Source organism: Streptomyces collinus Tu 365 (genome assembly GCF_000444875.1).
Taxonomy (GTDB): Bacteria; Actinomycetota; Actinomycetes; order Streptomycetales; family Streptomycetaceae; genus Streptomyces; species Streptomyces collinus_A.
On record NC_021985.1, the window covers coordinates 4,887,705 to 4,900,772 of the forward strand.

A 13,068-nucleotide genomic window follows, 5' to 3' on the forward strand; every position below is an offset into this window, starting at 1 on the left:
CGATGCGCGGTTGGCCGCCGGCCGGGCCGCGGCCCCGGCTGGTCTCGCTGCGCACGACCTTCGCGGTGTCCTTCGCCGCCGTCACCGCCGCCGTGACCATCCTCGTCGGCATCCTGTCCTACGGCTCGGCGGCGCGGCTGGTCCGGGTCGACCAGCAGTCGGTGTTCACCCAGGTCGTGCAGGACGTGCGGGACGAGGTGCGGCAGCACGAGATGGTCCCCGAGGACTTCTCCTCCTCCCGCCCGGGCCACGACCTCGTCCGGCCCGCCCGCACCGACGTGCAGGTGCTCGGGGCGCGGGGGCAGATCGTCGACCACGGCAGCCCGGCGCTGCCCGTCACCGCCCGGGACCGCGCGGTGGCCTCTGCGGGAGCGGCCGGCCGGCTGGTCCAGCACAAGGACGTCCGGGTCGGCGAAGACCTGTTCCGCATCGCCACCGTCTCGCTCGGCGACGGCAAGGGCGCGGTGCAGGTCGCCCAGGAGTTCAGCGACACCGAGGACCTGCTGCGGGCGCTCCAGCAGCGGACGCTGATCCTGATGTCGGCGGTCGTGGTCGCCGCCGGACTCTTCGGCTGGTGGCTGGCCCGCCGGATCACCCGGCGCCTGGTGATCCTCACCTCCGCCGCCGAGGACGTGGCCCGCACCCGGCAGCTCGGCATCGAGGTGCCCGTCACCGGCCTGGACGAGGTCGGCCGGCTCGGCCGCGCCTTCGACCGGATGCTGGGCCGGCTCGCCCAGTCGGAGGAGGACCAGCGCCGGCTGGTCCAGGACGCCGGGCACGAGCTGCGCACCCCGCTGACCTCGCTGCGGACCAACATCTCGCTGCTGCGCCGGATCGACGAGCTGCCCCCGGCGACCCGGGAGGACCTCGTCGCCGACCTCGGCCAGGAGGCGCGCGAGCTGACCGACCTGGTCAACGAGCTGGTGGACCTCGCCGCCGGGCAGTCCGACAGCGAGCCGCCGCAACAGGTGGACCTCGCGGACATCGCGGAGGAGGTGCTGGGGCTGGCCAAGCGCCGCACCGGCCGGGAGGTCGTCCTGCGGGTGAGCGGCGACACGCGCACCGACGGGCGGCCCGGGATGCTGCAACGGGCCCTGTCCAACCTCGTGGAGAACGCGGCGAAGTTCGACCGTGACGGCACGGCCCCCATCGAGATCAACCTCACCGGCCCGGCCCGGCCCGGCACCGTGCGGGTCGAGGTGCTCGACCGCGGCCCCGGCATCGCCGAGGGCGACCTGATCCGGATCTTCGACCGCTTCTACCGCGCCGCCGACGCGCGGTCCCTGCCCGGCTCGGGCCTCGGACTGTCCATCGTCCGCGAGGTCGCCATGGCCCACGGCGGGGCCCCGTTCGCGTTCCGCCGGGAGGGCGGGGGCGCGGTCATCGGGTTCACCGTGGGCGGCGGCATCGTCGGCGGCAGCGGCAGCGGCAGCGGAAGCGGCATCGTCGGCGGCAGCGGGCGCGGGCGCGGGGCGGTCTGAGAGCCTTCCCGGCCGACGGGGTCAGCGGGTCCTCGGCGGCTCGGTGACGGCTCGGCGGTGGCTTCCCCCGCGGCGGGCGAGGGAAGCCGTGCCCTGGAGGTCAGCGGGTTCCGGACGGCTCGGTGGTGGCCGGTTCCGCGTCGGCCGGCTGCCTGCGGCGGGTGAGGGCAGGCAGGCTCGGCGGGGCCAGGAAGCCCTCCGCCCGGGCGCTGGCCAGGCCGATGCGCGGGATGTCGCTGCTCTTGGCGAAGAGCAGGAAGCGCGGCTCCCAGACCGGGCGGTACTTGGCGTTCGCGCGGTACAGCGACTCGATCTGCCACCAGCGTGAGAAGAAGGTGAGGACCGAGCGCCACAGGCGCAGGACCGGGCCCGCGCCCAGCCGGGAACCCCGCTCGAAGACCGAGCGGAACATCGCGAAGTTCAGCGACACCCGGCGCACCCCCAGCTCCTCGGCGCGCAGCAGCAGTTCCACGACCATGTACTCCATCAGGCCGTTCTCGCCGTCGCGGTCGCGGCGCATCAGGTCGAGGGAGAGCCCGGCCTCGCCCCAGGGCACGAAGCTCAGCAGGGCGCGGGGCACGCCCTCGGCGTCCCGGCACTCCAGCATCACGCAGCGGCCGTCGGCCGGGTCGCCGAGCCGGCCCAGGGCCATGGAGAAGCCGCGCTCGGTGGCGCCGTCCCGCCACCGGTCGGCGCGGTCGACGAGCAGGGCCATCTCCTCGTCCGGGATGTCCTCGTGGCGACGGATGCGGACGGTGTAGCCGGCCCGGCGGACGCGGTTGTGGGCCTGGCGGACGACCCGCATGGCCCGGCCCTCCAGGGTGAAGTCGGGGAGGTCCACGATCGCCTCGTCGCCCAGCTCCAGGGCGTCCAGGCCGTGCCGGGCGTAGACCGTGCCCGCCTCCTCGCTCGCGCCCATGACGGCCGGCGCCCAGGCGTGCCTGCGCGCCTCGGCGAGCCAGGCGTCGATGGCGCCGGGCCACGCCTCGGGGTCGCCGATGGGGTCGCCGGAGGCCAGGCTGACGCCGCCGACGACCCGGTAGGTGACGGCGGCCTTGCCGCTGGGGGAGAACATGACGGCCTTGTCGCGGCGCAGCGCGAAGTAGCCGAGGGAGTCGCGGTCGCCGTGCCGGTCCAGCAGCTCCCGCAGCCGGCGCTCGTCGTCCGGCGCGAGCAGGCACTCGCCGCGCGGGGCACGGAAGCAGGCGTACAGCACCAGCAGGAAGGTGGCGGCGATCAGGACGTTGACGACGATGTCCGCCCAGCGGGGCGCGTGCACGGCGGCGACCCGGTCGGCGAGCGGGCCGACGCTGATGCCGCGCAGCAGGGTGTAGGCGATCTCGTCCTTGAGGGCGGCGCCCGGCCGGGTGTTGGTCGCGTGCACCAGCAGGGTGCCGATCGAGGCGCTGACCAGCGCGCCGACGGTGCCCACGACGAGGGCGAGGCGCGGGTTGGAGCGGTCGCCGACGGCGTCGAAATCGCGCCGGCCGAGCAGCAGGGCGGCCACGAACAGGCCGGTCAGGGCGGTCGAGAGCCAGTTGAAGACGTGGTCCTGGTAGGGATCGCGGGTGAGCGCGACGACGTAGAGGCAGAGCAGGGGCCCGGCCAGGATCAGGTTGAAGACCCACGCGGCGCGCTTGCGGCGGCGCATCACCACCGCGAGGAACAGGGCCAGCGCGGCCGACACCAGGCCGGCGGTGGCCAGGTACGGGGTGAAGAAGTCACCCGCGTTGTGCTCGTGCACCTCCTCGCGGAAGGGCAGCGAGAGGACCGCGGCGACGTTGAGCACCACCTGCAGCCGCAGGTACCAGACGGTGGCGGCCGCCGCCCGTTTTCTGAGCCGGTCGTCGCCGCCCGGCAGGAACGGGATGCCGGGGCGTGGACCGCGCTGAGCGGGTACCTGAGGAGGGATGGGGCTCGACTGTCGTGCGGGCATGGTGACGGGCACCTTGGGGGAGGGGACGGGGCGACTCTGACCCTACAGCTTGTAGGGTAGCGCGGGTGGGGCCGCCCGCACAGACGCTGCACAGCGTCTCATTCCGTGCCCCGGCCGCGCCGGGCCGCCGCCAGCGTCCACGCCAGGTTGCCCACCGCCGCCCCGGCCGCCACCGCGGCGACGATCACCCCGCCGGTCGCGAGGCCGTCGCTGAACAGGTGCGGGCGCCGGTCGAGGCTGTGCAGCCCGAAACCGCACAGCTCGTACACGCCGACGGCGGCGACGACCAGGCTGACGACCAGCACGGTCAGCGTCGGGGCGAGCCCGCGGACGTCGGCCCGTGCCGCCGGACGCGGCTCCGCTTGCGTCTCCTGCATGGTCTCCCCCGGACAGCCGACATGTGGTCCTTGCCGGTTGGGAACCTACATCACGTAGGGTCGCGGCAGGACCGGCCCTCCCGCGGGGCCCGCGCCGGCGGGACCGCTCCATGATGGCCGAGGGGGCGAACCAGGCGCGCGCGGACCGCGCGGAGCGGCAAGGACCACCCGCTTGGGCGTGCATCGGGCCCCACACTGCGAAATCGGGGCGATTGCGGTCATAGCGTTACGGGTGAGGCGTCAGACGCGACGGACGCCCGGTCCGACAGAGAGAGCGCCCATGATCGACGCACGACAGCTGACCAAGAGGTACGGAGAGAAGACGGCCGTGGACGGGCTGGACTTCGTGGTGAAGCCCGGCACCGTGACCGGCTTCCTGGGGCCCAACGGCGCGGGCAAGTCCACGACGATGCGGATGATCGTCGGACTCGACGCGCCGACGGGCGGCACCGTCACCGTCAACGGCCGCCACTACGCCCGCCACCGCGCGCCGCTCCAGGAGGTCGGCGCGCTGCTGGAGGCGAAGTCCGTCCATCCGGGCCGCTCGGCCTACCACCACCTCAGGGCGCTCGCGCTCACCCACGGCATCCCGCGCCGCCGGGTCGACGAGGTCGTCGAGCTGGCCGGCCTGGGCAGCGTGGCCCGTAAGCGGGCCGGGTCCTTCTCCCTCGGCATGGGCCAGCGGCTCGGCATCGCCGCCGCGCTGCTGGGCGACCCGCAGACGGTGATGCTGGACGAGCCGGTCAACGGCCTCGACCCGGAGGGCGTCCTCTGGATCCGCCGTCTGCTGACCTCGCTCGCCGCCGAGGGCCGCACCGTGTTCGTCTCCTCCCACCTGATGGGCGAGGTGGCGCTGGTCGCGGATCACCTGATCGTGGTGGGCCGGGGACGGCTGCTGGCCGACACCACCGTGGCCGACCTGGTCCGTGAGGCGGGCGGCGACACGGTGAAGGTGGCCACCCAGGACCCGGCCCGGCTGCGCGACGTGCTCGCCGGTCCGGGCGTCGACGTCACCGGCCGGGCCGGCTCCGAGGAGCTCCAGGTGACCGGGATGGGCGCGCGCGAGATCGGGCTGAAGGCGGCCGAGCACGGCATCCCGCTGTTCGAGCTGACCCCGCGCACCGTCTCCCTGGAGGAGGCGTTCATGGACCTGACCCGGGACGCGGTGGAGTACCACGGCTCGACGGGCGGCGGGATCCCGGGGGACCCGGGCCTCCCGGGCCTCGCCGGGACCGCCCGGAGCGCCGGGAACACCGCGACCGCCGAGACCGCCGAGACCGCCGGGAGGACGGTATGAGCACCCTCACCGCGACCGCCGAGAAGCCCCGCACCGCCTCCCCCCGGCCCGACTACCGCGTGACCGGACGGCGGGTGCTGGCCTCCGAGTGGGCCAAGCTCTGGACGCTGCGCTCGACCTGGATCACCCTCGGGCTCGGCCTGCTGTTCCTCGTCGTCTTCGGGCTGATCGCCGCGAGCCGCTACAAGTCGCTGGTCGGCTCCCCCCGCATGGACCAGGACTTCGCCCGGTCCACCGCCGTCAGCCTGTCCCTCTTCGGCGCCAACTTCGCCCAGCTCGCGCTCGGCGTCCTCGGCGTCCTGGCCATGGCCGGGGAGTACTCGAGCGGCACCATCCGCTCCACCCTGGCCGCCGTACCGCGCCGGCTGCCCGTCCTGTGGTCCAAGTCCGTCGTGTACGGGCTGGTGGCCCTGGCCCTCGGCACCGTCGGCGCCTTCATCGCCTTCCTGATCGGCAGCCGCATCCTGGCCGGCACGCCCGCCGCGATGGGGCTCGGACACGCGGGAGCCGTCCGCAGTCTGCTGGGCGCAGGTCTCTACCTCGGCCTGGTCGGCGTGATCGGCATCGCGCTGGGCGGCCTGCTGCGCTCGGTGGCGGGCGGCATCTCCGTACTGGTCGCCACCCTGATGCTGGTCCCCGGCCTGATGTCCCTGCTGCCCAGTTCCTGGCAGGACCACATCACCCCTTACCTGCCCAGCAGTTCCGGACGGGCGATGTTCGCCCTGACCCAGGACGCCACCACCCTCTCCCCGGGCACGGGCCTGCTGGTCTTCCTCGTCTGGACGTCCCTCGCCCTGGCGGGAGCGGCGTACCGGCTGCTCCGCAACGACGCCTGACACCCCCTGCCCCACCCGGCACCGGCCACGCCGGCGCCGGGTGGGGCGGGCTGCCGCCGGCGAACGACCCGGCTCCCCGTCCCGTCCGCCGTGAGCGGCGGGGGGCGGGGAGCCGGGAGGGAGGGGCGGTGGGGCCGCGGTCAGTAGCGCAGGGCCGTGCCGACGACCGCCTTGACCTGGCCGGTGAGCTTGCGGTTGCTGGTGACCGTGGCATCGGCGGTGGTGCCCGCGGCCACGTTCTTGAGGGTCACCACGGTCACGTCCAGCAGGTTGCCGCTGCTGTCGGTGAAGTTGACCTGGACGGCGAAGGACTTGGCGGACGTCGCGGTGTTCCTGGCGGTCACCTTGGCGGTCGCCTTGCCGTCGCCGCCGATCGTCGCGGTGCCGAGCGTCACCTCGTTCTTGGCGTTCACCCCGCCCTTGGCCTCATCCAGCTTGCGCTTGGCCTCCGCCGAGGCCGAGGCCAGCACGTCGGCGCCCCGGGAGGCGAGGGAGGAGGCGGCGGACGCGGCCGCCGTGGCCGCCTTGCTGGCGGTGCCCGACGCGTTGCCGGAGTCGTCGGAGCACCCGGCCGCCGCGCCCACGACGACCACGGCCAGCACCGCGCCCGCCGCACCCCGTGTCCAGTGCCCTGCCATACCGTGCCTCCTGACCTGGGACCGATTCGTCCCGTCCAGTGAAGGCGGCACGGCGGTGCCCCGCACGCCGGGTGGGACGCCCGGGACGCGCGGACACCCGAACGGCCGTACGCCCGGGCTCCGCGACGCGGGTGGGTCCGGCGGCTCCGGCGACCCGGGGGAGGGGGCGGTCCGGGCGTCCGGCGTGCGGGTGCACCGGCCGGGTGCTGCAATGGCCGGAGCCGGGACGACGGCCCCCCCCGGGGGGCCGATGAGGAGGAGTCCCCGATGACGTCGTATCCGCACCCGTCGCCCGGGACCCCCGAACCCCCGGCCATGTCCGAGGCGGCGTTCCGGGAGCTGTACCGGCGGATGCGGGACGAGCGGGTCCCGGGCGGCACCGGCGACCGGCCCGGCGCGCTGGCGGAGCTGACGCCCGAGCGGGTGGCGGCCGCCGCCGCGGAGGTCCGCCTCGGGCGCAGCGTGTCGCTGGCCGCGCCGGTCGAGACCCGGCCGGGACCGGACAGCCCCGAGCCCGCCACCCACCGGATGACCGCGCCGGCCCGCCGGGAGCCGGACGGGTACGGACTGCGGTTCGCGCGCGACCGGTTCGCGATGAACGTGCACGGGGACGTCGACAGCCACCTGGACGCGCTGTGCCACGTGATCTTCGACGGTGAGTTGTACGGGGGCGTCCCCGCGAGCACCGTGACACCGGACGGCGCGGACGCGCTCACGCTCGACCTGGTGCGCGACGGCATCGTCGGGCGCGGTGTCCTGCTGGACGTGCCGCGCCTGAAGGGGGTGCGGTGGCTCGAACCCGGCGACGCCGTGACCGCCGGGGACCTGGCCGCGGCCGAGGCCGCCCAGCGGACCACGGTCGGGCCGGGCGACCTGCTGTTCGTACGGGTGGGCCACCGGCTGCGGCGCCGCACCCTCGGGCCCTGGGACGTGACCGGGGCGCGTGCGGGGCTGCATCCCACGGCGATGCGGTTCCCGGCCGAGCGGCGGGTCGCCGCCCTGGGCTCGGACGGCAACAGCGACACCGCGCCCAGCCCGGTGGCCGGGGTCGCGTTCCCCGTCCACGTGCTCGCCGTCAACGCCCTGGGACTGCACCTGATGGACTACCTGGACCTCGAAGAGCTCGCCGCGGAGTGCGCGCGGCAGGACCGCTGGCACTTCCTGTGCGTGGTGGCCCCGCTGCGGCTGCCGTCGGCCACCGGTTCCCCGGTGAACCCGATCGCCGTCCTCTGACCTGGCGGAAGCCGGCCCGGGCGCGCCCCGTTCCAGGTGCCGCACACCCGTTCGGAGCGTACGTTCGAAAGGAAGGCCAACGGCCGCGGACCGCACGGACAAGGACGGTGGTCGCCGTGGACGCCCTGCCCCTCTACGACGTCATCGTCATCGGCACCGGAGCCGGCGGCGGCACGCTCGCCCACCGCCTCGCCCCGTCCGGCAAACGGGTGCTCGTCCTGGAACGCGGCGACTACCTGCGGCGCGAGCGCGACAACTGGGACTCCACGGCGGTGTTCGTCAAGGCCAAGTACCGCGCCCCGGAGTTCTGGCTCGACCGGCACGGCGACGAGTTCCCGCCCGAGGTGAACTACTACGTCGGCGGCAACACCAAGTTCTACGGCGCCGCCCTGTTCCGGCTGCGCCCGGAGGACTTCGGCGAACTGCGCCACCACGGCGGCATCTCGCCCGCCTGGCCCATCGGCTACGACGACCTGGAGCCGTACTACACCGAGGCCGAGCACCTCTACCTGGTGCACGGCCGGCACGGCGAGGATCCCTGCGAAGGGCCGAGCAGCGCGCAGTACGCCTATCCGCCCGTCGAACACGAGCCGCGCATCGAGCAGTTGAGCCACGACCTGGAGAAGCGCGGTCTGCACCCCTTCCACCTGCCGATCGGGGTCAACCTCACCCAGGACGAGTACGGCCGGGCCACCCATTCCAGCGCCTGCATCCGCTGCAACCGGGTCGACGGCTTCCCCTGCCTGGTCCGCGCCAAGTCCGACGCGCAGGTGATCTGCGTGGAGCCGGCCCTCCGGCACCCCAACGTCGACCTGGTCACCAACGCCCGGGTGACCCGGCTGGAGACCGACCCGACCGGGCGCAGCGTCACCACCGTCGTCGCCCAGCTCCCCGACGAGGAGGAGGCCCGCTTCTCGGCGGACGTCGTCGTCGTGGCCTGCGGGGCGGTCAACTCCGCGGCGCTGCTGCTGGCCTCCGCCGACGACCGCAACCCGCGCGGCCTGGCGAACAGCTCGGACGTGGTCGGCCGGTACTACATGCGCCACAACAACCTGGCTCTGATGGCCGTCTCCAGGGAACCCAACGACACCCAGTTCCAGAAGACGCTCGCGCTGCACGACTGGTACCTCGGCGCGGACGACTGGGACTACCCGCTCGGCGGGATCCAGATGCTCGGCAAGTCCGACGCCGAGCAGATCCACGGCGAGGCCCCGCGCTGGGCCGGAGCGGTCTCGCCCGACATGCCGTTCGAGGTGCTGGCCCACCACGCCGTCGACTTCTGGCTGTGCGGCGAGGACCTGCCGCAGCCGGACAACAGGGTCACCCTGGAGGACGACGGCCGGATCCGGCTCACCCTCGACGAGGACAACAACACCGAGGGCCTCAAGCGCCTGCGGCACAAGCTCCAGCACATGCTCGGCCACCTCGGCATGCACGAGCACAAGCTGCTGTCCCGCAGCATCTACCTGCACAAGGGCATGCCGATCGGCGCCACCGCCCACCAGGCCGGCACGGTCCGCTTCGGCACCGACCCCGAGACCTCCGCCCTGGACGTCAACTGCAAGGCGCACGACCTGGACAACCTGTACGTCGTGGACACGAGCTTCTTCCCGAGCATCGGCGCGGTCAACCCGTCCCTGACGGCCATGGCCAACGCCCTGCGCGTGGGCGACCACCTGCTGGAGCGGCTGGGCTGAGCCCCGGACTCCGGCACGGGCTCCGTACGGACGCCGACCGGGCGAAGATCCTCAGCCGGGCAGCGCAACGCTCCCGGCCCCGGCGTGCCGCCCGACCTCCACGGTGTTTGTCTGACGCCACAACCGCCGAGTCCCGGCCCGGCCGCACCGGGCACGCAGTGGAGGAGCAGGACATCGTGAGTTCCACCGAGGGTGCACCCCGGGGCGTGATCCCGGCTCATCTGCTCAAGGGCCAGAAGGCGCTGGTGACCGGCGCGAACTCCGGGATCGGCCGGGCGACCGCGGTCGCCCTCGGCCGGGCCGGGGCCGACGTGGTGGTCAACTACGTGGCCGGCAAGGAGGAGGCCGAGCAGGTCGTCGAGGAGATCACCGCGCTCGGGGTGCGGGCCGCCGCCTACGAGGCGGACGTGTCCAGCGAGGACCAGGTCATCGCCATGACGAACCGGATGGTCGAGGAGTTCGGCACGATCGACATCCTCGTCGCCAACGCCGGACTCCAGCGCGACTCCCGGTTCACCGACATGACCCTCGCCCAGTGGCAGAAGGTCCTGGACGTCAACCTCACCGGGCAGTTCCTGTGCGCCCGCGAGGCGACCAAGGAGTTCCTGCGCCGCGGCGTGGTCCCGGAGGTGTCGCGCGCGGCCGGGAAGATCATCTGCATGAGTTCGGTGCACCAGCTCATCCCGTGGGCCGGGCACGTCAACTACGCGTCGTCCAAGGGCGGCGTGCAGATGATGATGCAGACCCTCGCCCAGGAGCTCGCCCCGCACAAGATCCGGGTGAACGCGGTCGCGCCCGGCGCCATCAAGACCCCCATCAACCGCTCCGCCTGGGACACCCCCGACGCGGAGCGCGACCTGCTGCAGCTGATCCCCTACGGCCGGGTCGGCGAGCCGGACGACATCGCCAACGCCGTCGTCGGCCTCGCCTCCGACCTCATGGACTACGTGGTGGGCGCCACCCTGTACGTCGACGGCGGGATGACCCTCTTCCCCGGCTTCGCCACCGGCGGCTGACTCCTCCCACCCGCGTCGGCCCCCGGGGGAGATCCCGCATGCACACCCTGATCCTGGCGGCTGCGGACGTGCCGCCGCAGATGCTCCCGGCCAGATCCATGATGGCGTTCACGCTGGCCTCCCACATCATCATCGTGCCGCTGGGCGTGGCCCTGCCGCTGATCACCGTGATCACGCACGGCTACGCGCTGCGCCGCGGTGACGCGGACGCGCTGCTGCTGGCCCGGCGGTGGTCGGCGGTGATGGCCGTCCGGTTCGCCATCGGGGTCGTCACCGGCACCGTGCTGTCCTTCGAGTTCGGGCTGCTGTGGCCGGGCATGATGGGCCGCTGGGGCGACGTCTTCGGCCTCGGGTTCGGGGTCGAGGCGTGGGCCTTCTTCCTGGAGGCCGTGCTCATCGCCGTCTACCTGTTCGGCTGGCGGCGGCTGCCCTCCCGCACCCACTTCCTGCTCGGGCTGCCGCTGCCGTTCGTCGCGCTGCTCGGCGCCTTCGGCATCCTGGCCGCCAACTCGTGGATGAACACCCCGCGCGGCTTCACCCTGGACGCCGCCGGCAACCCGGTGGACGTGGACGTCCGCAAGGCGATCTTCACCCCCATGTTCGGCCCGGAGTACTGGCACTTCGTCATGGCGATGTTCGTGACCGCCGGTTACGTCGTGGCCGGCGTCTACGCCACCGGGTGGCTGCGCGGCCGCCGCGACCGCTACCACCGGCTCGGCTTCACCATCCCCTTCACCCTCGCCGCCGTCTGCACCCCGGTCCAGTTCATGCTGGGCGACTCCATCGCCCGGCAGGTGTTCCACAAACAGCCGGTGAAGTTCGCCGCCATGGAGATCGTCTGGAACACCGACACCCACGTGCCGGAGTACCTCTACGGTCGGCTGCACCCGGACGGCACGGTCTCCGGCGGCATCAGGGTCCCGCAGCTCGACTCGATCCTGGCCGGCTTCCGCCCGGACACCAAGGTCACCGGGCTCACCTCGGTCCCGGCGAGCGACCGGCCGACGGCCACCCAGGCCACCATCGCCCACTTCACCTTCGACACCATGGTCTTCATCGGCTCCGCGCTGGTGCTGCTCGCGCTCTGGTACGGCGTCCTGTGGCTGTGGCGCCGCCGGCTGCCCGCCTCACCCTGGTTCTACCGGGCCGCGGCGTGCGCGGGCGTCGCCTCCGTCGTCGCCGTCGAATGCGGCTGGATCACCACCGAGGTGGGCCGCCAGCCCTGGATCGTCTACCAGAACATGCGGGTCGCGGAGGCGGTGACGGCGACCCGCTCCACCAGTCTGTGGATCACCTTCGGCGTGGTCGTCCTGGTGTACGTCTTCGTCTTCGGGTCGTTCCTCGTGGTGCTGCTCAAGATGCGCTCGCGCTGGCGGCTCGCCGACGAGGGCGGCGGACCGCGGCCGCCGCGGGACGCGTCGGGGAGGACCGCGCCCGAGACCGTCCCGCCCGAGTCGGACACGCCGTACGGGCCGCGCGCCACGGGGAGCCGGCTGTGATCGCCGGGGTCATCGCCGTCTTCCTGCTGCTCGTGATCGCCGCCTACGCCTGCGGCGGCGGCACCGACTACGGAGCCGGCTTCTGGGACCTGACCGCGGGCGGTGCGGAGCGCGGCGAGCGCCCGCGCCGGCTGATCGACCACGCCATGGAACCGGTCTGGGAGGTCAACAACGTCTGGCTGATCTTCGTGCTGGTCGTGATGTGGACCGGCTTCCCGGTCTTCTTCCAGCAGGTGTTCACCACCATGTGGCTGCCGCTGACCCTGGCCGCCCTCGGCATCGTGCTGCGCGGCGCCGGCTTCGCCCTGCGCAAGCCCATGCGGCGGCTGGTCGGCCGGCGTCTGTACGGGGCCGTCTTCGCCGTCGCCTCGCTGCTGACGCCGTTCTTCCTCGGTGCCGCGGTCGGGGGAGTGGCCTCGGGCCGGGTGTCCGCCACGACGACGGCGTCCACCGACGCCTGGGCCAATCCGACGTCCCTGCTGTTCGGCCTGCTCGCCATCGCGTGTTCGGCGACGCTCGGCGCGGTCTTCCTCGCCGCGGACGCCCGGCGCTTCGAGGCACCGGACCTCGACCGGTACTTCCGGCCGCGGGCCCTGGCCGCCCTCGGCTGCGTCGCCGTGCTCGCGATCGTCACCCTCGTCGTCACCCACGGGGACGCGCCGCACGTGTGGCACGGGCTGACGCACGGCGCGGGGCTCGTCTTCGTCGTCATCGCCGTGGTCGCCACCGCCGCGACCGTGTGGCTGCTGACCCGCGCCTCCGGCGCGTGGTCCCGGGTGGCCGCGGTCGGCATGGTCGCGTCGGCCGTCATCGCCTGGGGCACGGCCCAGCGCCCCTACCTCATCCCGACCTCCCTCACCATCGCCGCCGGGGCGGGCGCCCCCACCACCCTGCGCTGGCTGGGGATCGTCATCATCGTCGCCCTCGTGCTCGTCATCCCCGCGGTGGCCGTCCTGTACTGGCTGGACACCCAGGGCGAACTGGAAGGGCTCACCGACGCCGAACTGCGGCGCGGAGGTACCGGCGAGGAGACCTGACCGGCCCGGTCCGCCGGTGCC

The 13,068-nt window shown here is 73.5% G+C and carries 11 protein-coding genes; 8 read left to right on the forward strand and 3 right to left on the reverse strand.

The annotated features are described in order from the left end of the window. The first annotated feature begins 2 nt into the window (after positions 1-2). Complete coding sequence (locus B446_RS21265) at positions 3-1,481, forward strand: sensor histidine kinase (protein WP_020941501.1); 1,479 nt, start codon at positions 3-5, stop codon at positions 1,479-1,481. 100 nt (positions 1,482-1,581) lie between these two features. Here the strand turns inward: B446_RS21265 and B446_RS21270 are convergent, their stop codons facing one another. Together B446_RS21270 and B446_RS21275 are read right to left on the reverse strand one after the other, a co-directional pair. Next, positions 1,582-3,417 (reverse strand): phosphatidylglycerol lysyltransferase domain-containing protein, encoded by a 1,836-nt coding sequence (locus B446_RS21270; protein WP_020941502.1) that lies wholly within the window; start codon positions 3,415-3,417, stop codon positions 1,582-1,584. Between the two features lie 98 nt (positions 3,418-3,515). After that, complete coding sequence (locus B446_RS21275) at positions 3,516-3,794, reverse strand: hypothetical protein (protein ID WP_020941503.1); 279 nt, start codon at positions 3,792-3,794, stop codon at positions 3,516-3,518. Between the two features lie 280 nt (positions 3,795-4,074). Here B446_RS21275 and B446_RS21280 point away from each other — a divergent pair, with 280 nt between their 5' ends. Next, entirely contained in the window at positions 4,075-5,091 is a 1,017-nt protein-coding gene (locus B446_RS21280; RefSeq protein ID WP_020941504.1) for an ATP-binding cassette domain-containing protein, read from the forward strand. Next, a complete protein-coding gene (locus tag B446_RS21285; protein ID WP_020941505.1) occupies positions 5,088-5,927 on the forward strand; it encodes an ABC transporter permease subunit in 840 nt (279 codons plus the stop codon). Before B446_RS21280 ends, B446_RS21285 begins: the two co-directional genes overlap by 4 nt. A 140-nt stretch (positions 5,928-6,067) precedes the next feature. On the opposite strand, the gene B446_RS21290 is transcribed toward B446_RS21285, so the two are convergent. Further along, positions 6,068-6,565 carry a hypothetical protein gene (locus B446_RS21290; RefSeq protein ID WP_020941506.1) on the reverse strand — a complete coding sequence of 166 codons (498 nt, stop codon included), beginning with the start codon at positions 6,563-6,565 and terminating at the stop codon, positions 6,068-6,070. Positions 6,566-6,832: 267 nt separating this feature from the next. Between B446_RS21290 and B446_RS21295 the strand changes: the two genes are divergently transcribed. From B446_RS21295 to B446_RS21315, 5 genes are all read left to right on the forward strand, one after another. Then, positions 6,833-7,798, forward strand: coding sequence for a cyclase family protein (locus B446_RS21295; RefSeq protein WP_020941507.1), 966 nt, complete (start codon positions 6,833-6,835; stop codon positions 7,796-7,798). Between the two features lie 107 nt (positions 7,799-7,905). Continuing rightward, a complete protein-coding gene (locus B446_RS21300; protein WP_020941508.1) occupies positions 7,906-9,495 on the forward strand; it encodes a GMC oxidoreductase in 1,590 nt (529 codons plus the stop codon). 176 nt (positions 9,496-9,671) lie between these two features. Then, on the forward strand, positions 9,672-10,511 hold the full coding sequence (locus tag B446_RS21305; protein ID WP_234967533.1) for an SDR family oxidoreductase: 840 nt from the start codon (positions 9,672-9,674) through the stop codon (positions 10,509-10,511). Between the two features lie 38 nt (positions 10,512-10,549). After that, positions 10,550-12,010 carry a cytochrome ubiquinol oxidase subunit I gene (locus tag B446_RS21310; protein ID WP_020941510.1) on the forward strand — a complete coding sequence of 487 codons (1,461 nt, stop codon included), beginning with the start codon at positions 10,550-10,552 and terminating at the stop codon, positions 12,008-12,010. After that, on the forward strand, positions 12,007-13,047 hold the full coding sequence (locus B446_RS21315; RefSeq protein ID WP_020941511.1) for a cytochrome d ubiquinol oxidase subunit II: 1,041 nt from the start codon (positions 12,007-12,009) through the stop codon (positions 13,045-13,047). The genes B446_RS21310 and B446_RS21315 overlap by 4 nt, the downstream gene beginning before the upstream one ends. Positions 13,048-13,068: the final 21 nt, after the last annotated feature.

Coding starts and splice junctions, on each gene's coding strand:
- B446_RS21275 (WP_020941503.1), bottom strand. CDS start 3,794: ATGCAGGAGACGCAAGCGGAGCCGCGTCCGGCGGCACGGGCCGACGTC.
- B446_RS21280 (WP_020941504.1), top strand. CDS start 4,075: ATGATCGACGCACGACAGCTGACCAAGAGGTACGGAGAGAAGACGGCC.
- B446_RS21265 (WP_020941501.1), top strand. CDS start 3: ATGCGCGGTTGGCCGCCGGCCGGGCCGCGGCCCCGGCTGGTCTCGCTG.
- B446_RS21295 (WP_020941507.1), top strand. CDS start 6,833: ATGACGTCGTATCCGCACCCGTCGCCCGGGACCCCCGAACCCCCGGCC.
- B446_RS21285 (WP_020941505.1), top strand. CDS start 5,088: ATGAGCACCCTCACCGCGACCGCCGAGAAGCCCCGCACCGCCTCCCCC.
- B446_RS21310 (WP_020941510.1), top strand. CDS start 10,550: ATGCACACCCTGATCCTGGCGGCTGCGGACGTGCCGCCGCAGATGCTC.
- B446_RS21290 (WP_020941506.1), bottom strand. CDS start 6,565: ATGGCAGGGCACTGGACACGGGGTGCGGCGGGCGCGGTGCTGGCCGTG.
- B446_RS21270 (WP_020941502.1), bottom strand. CDS start 3,417: ATGCCCGCACGACAGTCGAGCCCCATCCCTCCTCAGGTACCCGCTCAG.